This is a genomic window from Streptomyces sp. GC420 (assembly GCF_009916105.1).
In the GTDB taxonomy this organism is placed as follows: Bacteria; Actinomycetota; Actinomycetes; order Streptomycetales; family Streptomycetaceae; genus Streptomyces.
The window spans coordinates 1-5,503 of record NZ_JAAAXQ010000461.1; the positions used below are offsets into that span (position 1 = coordinate 1).

Below are 5,503 nucleotides of genomic sequence, written 5' to 3' on the forward strand. Positions count from 1 at the left end.
GTTCACGGGTCCGGCGTTCACGGGTCCGGGGCCCGGAGGGCTGGGCGGCCCGGCTGCCCGTGGGCGCGAGGCCGGAAAGGAGCTCAGCGGCTCATCGGTCGGAGGACCGTACGAGGGCCCCGTAGAGACCCGGCCTGCGGTCGCCCAGATAGGGGTTGGTGTTGCGGGAGGCCGCCAGGAGGCCGGGGTCGACGTCCCCCATCACCAGTTCCTCCGCGCGCCCGGCCCGCACCCTGGCGACGCCGTCGGGCCCGGCCAGGCAGCTGAGCCCCACGAAGTCGAACCCGCCCTCGGGACCGACCCTGTTGACGTACGCGACGTACATCTGGTTCTCGAAGGCCCGCACCGGGACCAGGGACTCGGCGACGAACTGGTACGGATGCATCTGGGCGGTCGGCACCAGCAGCAGATCGGTCCCCGCGAGCGCGTGGGCCCGTACGTTCTCCGGGAACTCGACGTCGTAGCAGATCATGATCCCGATCCGCAGCCCGTCCAGTTCGGCCTGCACGACCGGGTTGTCCCCCGGTGTGAAGGACTCGCGCTCGAAGCACCCGTACAGATGCGTCTTGCGGTATCCGGCGGACGTGCCCCGGCCGACGAGCCGCGCGGAGTTGAAGACCCGTTCCCCCGCGCGCTCCGGGTAGCCGTACAGGACGGCGATCCCGTGCCGTTCCGCGATCTCCGCCACGGCGCGGGCCCCCGGACCGTCCGCCGGTTCCGCCAGCGCGGGAACGTCGACCGCGTATCCGGTCAGGAACATCTCGGGGGCGACCAGAAGCCCGGCCCCCCCGGCCGCCGCGGAGGCCGCGGCTGCGTCCAGCGCCTCCAGGTTCTTGGCGACATCGCCCGGAGTGCCGGAACTCTGAAGCAGGGCGGTGCGCAGCATGGACATACCTCGGTGAGAAGACCGTTCGGGGAATGATTCGAAGGTACGGTTCGCCCCGACCCCCGACAAGGCGTGTCCGTTGCGGGTCCCTGTGCGATTCGTTGTGCCTCGGATCGGCATTCCGGCGATTCGTTGCGCGGGCCCGGCGCCCGGGCCGCGGACCGGCACGGATCGCGGACCGGCACGGATCCGCGCCTTGTACGACGCAGCGGGCGGGCACGACGCCGCGGGCGGGGCCGGGGCGCCCGCGGCGCGCCTCAGGCGGGCGACCCCGACGTGTAGCGGCGCAGCAGCGGCGACAGCACGAGCACCGACTTCGTGCGCTCCACGAACGGCTCCCCGGCGATCCGCTCCAGCACCCGCTCGAAGTGCCGCATGTCGGCGGCGAAGACCTGGACGAGGGCGTCCGCGTCGCCGGTGACCGTGGACGCCGACGCCACCTCGGGGTAGCGCGACAGTCCGCGGTGGATCGCCTCGGGCGAGGTGTTCCTCCGGCAGTACATCTCGATGTAGCCCTCGGTCTCCCAGCCCATGGCCACCGGGTCCACCCGTACGGTGAACCCGGTGATGACGCCCTCGGCCCGCAGCCGGTCCACGCGCCGCTTCACCGCGGGCGCGGACAGGCCGACCTCGGCGCCGATGTCCGCGTAGGAACGGCGGGCGTCCTCGGCCAGGGCGTGGACGATGCGTTCGTCGAGATCGTTCAGTCGCACTGCGGGTGGTTCACTTCTGTGAGGTGTGGGAGTCCGAGCCGGTTGCCAGGCGCGAGCGCCGCATGCCGTACCCGAAGTAGAACACGAGACCGGCCGCCATCCAGAGTCCGAAGACGAGCCAGGTGGCCGCGCCGAGGCTCAGCATCATCCAGCAGCAGAAGGCGAAGCCGATCGCGGGCAGCACCGGCGAGAACGGCACGCGGAAGGTCCGGGCCATGTCCGGCCGGGTCCGCCGCAGCACCACCACGGCGACGTTGACGAGTGCGAACGCGAACAGGGTGCCGATGCTCGTCGCGTCGGCCAGCTGCCCCAGCGGCACGGCTGCGGCCAGGACCCCGCAGAACAGCGAGACGACGACCGTGTTGGCGCGCGGGGCTCCGGTGCGCGGGTGGACCCGGGCGAAGAACTTCGGCACCAGCCCGTCCCGGGACATCGCGAAGAGGATCCGGGTCTGTCCGTACAGCACTGTCAGCACCACGCTCGCGATGGCGATCACCGCGCCGGCGGCGAGGAGCGTGCCCCAGAAGCTCTGCCCGGTCACCTCGTTCATGATCCCGGCGAGCGCCGCCTCGGAGCCGCCGAACCTCTCCCACGGGCTCGCGCCCACCGCCACGGCCGCGACCAGCACGTACAGCGCGGTGACGATGACCAGCGACAGCATGATGGCGCGCGGCAGGTCCCGCTGAGGGTTCCTGGCCTCCTCGCCCGCGGTGGAGGCGGCGTCGAAGCCGATGTACGAGAAGAACAGCGTGGCGCCGGCCGCGCTGACACCGGCCATGCCGAGCGGCATGAAGTCCTCGTAGTTGCCGGAGCGCAGTCCCTGCAGACCGACCAGGCAGAACAGCAGCAGTGCCGCGACCTTGACCGCGACCATCACGGTGTTGGCCCGCGCGCTCTCCCTGGCCCCGCCGAGCAGGAACGCCATGGCCAGCAGCACCACGATCAGTGCGGGCAGGTTGAAGAGCCCGCCGTCGCCCGGCGGTGCGGACAGCGCCGCCGGGATGGTGAACCCGAGGGTTCCGTCGAGCAGTTCGTTGAGGTACTCGCCCCAGCCGACCGCGACCGCGGCGACCGACACTCCGTACTCGAGGATCAGGCACCACCCGCAGACCCAGGCGACGAGCTCGCCCATGGTGGCGTAGGTGTACGAGTACGAGGAGCCCGAGACCGGGATGGTGCCCGCGAGTTCGGCGTAGGACAGGGCGGAGAACAGCGCGGTCAGTCCGGCGATCACGAAGGAGACGGTGACCGCGGGACCGGCCTTGGGGACCGCCTCGCCCAGCACGACGAAGATGCCCGTGCCCAGCGTGGCGCCGATGCTGATCATCGTCAGCTGCCACATGCCGAGGGTGCGGCGCAGGAATCCGCCGTCGCCCCGTCCGCCCTCCGCGACGAGCTGCTCCACCGGCTTGCGGCGCATGAGGCGGGTGCCGAGACCGCCCGCCGCGGTGTAGGGCGACGAGGCCGGTGATGCGGGTGGAGCGCCCGGGTGGTCGGTGCGCGGTGGTGCGGTGGTGCCGTGATCGGACACTCGGCGACTCCTCATCGAGCTCTGCGGGTACGTCGCAGAACCCTATGAGCTGGGCATTCGCGTCCGTAATGAAGCAACCTTGCGCATCGGCGACCGATCATTGCGCGCGGCCGCGACACGCGTGCGTTCATTGCACGGGTACCGCGGCACTCTTGCGTGGCGGCCCGTCCGGCCCCGGTCCGGTGCGGGACCGTGCCGGTCCTGGGGGGACGGTGCCGGTCCTGGGGGGACGGTGCCGGTCCTGGGCGGTCCGGCCCGGGGCGGAGGCCGTCCCATCCGTTCCGGGCGGGCTCCGGCCGGGCCCGCGCCTACCAGCTCGCGTGCAGCGGCTTGCCCTCGGCGTACCCAGCGGCGCTCTGGATGCCCACGATCGCCTTCTCGGCGAACTCCTCCAGCGAGCCGGCGCCCGCGTAGGTGCAGGACGAGCGAACGCCCGCGATGATCGAGTCGATCAGGTCCTCGACGCCCGGGCGGCCCGGGTCGAGGAACATCCGCGAGGTGGAGATGCCCTCCTCGAACAGGCCCTTGCGGGCCCGGTCGTACGCCGATTCCTCGCTGGTGCGGTTGCGCACGGCACGCGCCGAGGCCATGCCGAACGACTCCTTGTACGGACGTCCGTCGGCGGAGTGCTGCAGGTCGCCCGGCGACTCGTACGTCCCGGCGAACCAGGAGCCGATCATCACGTTGGAGGCTCCGGCGGCCAGCGCCATCGCGACGTCGCGCGGGTGCCGCACGCCGCCGTCGGCCCAGACGTGCTTGCCGAGCTTCTTCGCCTCGGCGGCGCATTCGAGAACCGCCGAGAACTGCGGCCGGCCCACGCCGGTCATCATCCGCGTCGTGCACATGGCGCCGGGGCCGACCCCGACCTTGACGATGTCGGCGCCGGCCTCGATCAGGTCGCGCACGCCCTGCGCGGCCACGACGTTGCCGGCCACGACCGGGACCCGCGGGCCGAGTGCGCGGACAGCCCCGATCGCGCTGATCATGGACTCCTGGTGGCCGTGCGCGGTGTCCACGACGAGGGCGTCCACGCCCGCGTCGAGGAGTTGCTTGGCCTTGCCCGCCACATCGCCGTTGATGCCGACGGCGGCGGCGATCCGCAGCCGTCCGCGTGCGTCGGTGGCCGGGGTGTACAAGGTGGCACGCAGGGCGCCCTTGCGGGTCAGGATGCCGGCGAGGCGGCCCTCGGCGTCGACGGCCGGGGCCAGCTTGCGGTTGGCGCCGTCCAGCCGGTTGAAGGCCTCGCGCGGGTCGATGTCGGCGTCGATCAGCAGCAGGTCCCGCGACATGACCTCGGACACCTGGGTGAAGCGGTCCACACCGGTCAGGTCGTGCTCGGTGACGACGCCGACGGGCCGCCCGTCGGCGTCGACCACGACTCCGGCGCCGTGCGCGCGCTTGGGCAGCAGTGACAGGGCGTCGGCGACGGTCTGGTGCGGTGACAGGACGATCGGGGTGTCCAGCACGAGGTGCCGGGTCTTGACCCAGGAGACGACCTCGGTGACGACGTCGATCGGGATGTCCTGGGGGATCACCACGAGCCCGCCGCGGCGGGCCACGGTCTCCGCCATCCGGCGGCCCGCGATCGCGGTCATGTTCGCGACGACCAGGGGGATCGTCGTCCCCGTCCCGTCGGGGGCAGCCAGGTCCACGTCCTGCCGGGAGCCGACGGCCGACCGGCTCGGCACCATGAACACGTCGTCGTACGTCAGGTCGTACGGAGGCTTGATGTCATTGAGGAATCGCACGTGCGGGCATCCCGGAAATCGAAGGGCCCCGGCAGAGCAGCCGGGGAACAGCACGTACTTCATTCTCCCACGCGGGCCGGTACGAACCCTCCGGGCCGATCGTCCAGAACGCCCGGTACCTCAGTCGTCCGATCCTCCAACGGCTCCGCAGAAAGTCCCTCCGGCAGCCGCCCGCGGGCCGACCGGCTTCCTCCGGTCCCCGTCGTGGACGTGGATCACGATCCGTCCGACTTCACTGCGTCGTGCCCAAGGGCGAGCAGCACGGCCAGGCCGGTGCCGGACTCGCGGCCCCGGTCCACCGCGTCGCCGAAGACGTCCAGGGCGGTCCCCCACTCCTGCGGGCGGGCCGTCGCGTACTCCTGCCAGCCCCGTACGAGGAGGAGCAGCCCGCGGCCGTCCGCCGGGTACGTGGACGGGTCGGTGAGGGAGTCGGCGAGGGCGTCCCAGTTGCGGCCGAACCATTCGGCCAGCCCCAGTGTCCGCGCGCAGCGCTCCATGAACTCCGCCTTGCCGCGGACTCCGCCGAGGTCGAGGACGGCGACGGAGAGGCCGGCGGCGCGGGCGGCGTCGAGCGCGGGGGCCAGCGGGCCGGTCGGGTCGGTCGGGTCGGCCGTCATCTCAGTAC

General features: G+C 72.1%; 5 protein-coding genes. All 5 read right to left on the reverse strand.

Annotated elements, in window-relative coordinates; all coding sequences use genetic code 11:
- Positions 1-91: 91 nt before the first annotated feature.
- Entirely contained in the window at positions 92-892 is an 801-nt protein-coding gene (locus GUY61_RS33945) for a carbon-nitrogen hydrolase family protein (protein ID WP_166634162.1), read from the reverse strand.
- A 251-nt stretch (positions 893-1,143) separates the two neighbouring features.
- The gene (locus tag GUY61_RS33950; RefSeq protein WP_166634163.1) at positions 1,144-1,599 is read right to left on the reverse strand and encodes an Lrp/AsnC family transcriptional regulator; all 456 of its coding nucleotides are present in this window, start codon (positions 1,597-1,599) and stop codon (positions 1,144-1,146) included.
- Between the two features lie 10 nt (positions 1,600-1,609).
- The gene (locus GUY61_RS33955; protein WP_313896993.1) at positions 1,610-3,130 is read right to left on the reverse strand and encodes an amino acid permease; all 1,521 of its coding nucleotides are present in this window, start codon (positions 3,128-3,130) and stop codon (positions 1,610-1,612) included.
- A gap of 308 nt (positions 3,131-3,438) precedes the next feature.
- Positions 3,439-4,941, reverse strand: coding sequence for a GuaB1 family IMP dehydrogenase-related protein (locus GUY61_RS33960; RefSeq protein WP_166634165.1), 1,503 nt, complete (start codon positions 4,939-4,941; stop codon positions 3,439-3,441).
- Between the two features lie 152 nt (positions 4,942-5,093).
- Positions 5,094-5,495 (reverse strand): barstar family protein, encoded by a 402-nt coding sequence (locus GUY61_RS33965; RefSeq protein ID WP_166634166.1) that lies wholly within the window; start codon positions 5,493-5,495, stop codon positions 5,094-5,096.
- Positions 5,496-5,503: the final 8 nt, after the last annotated feature.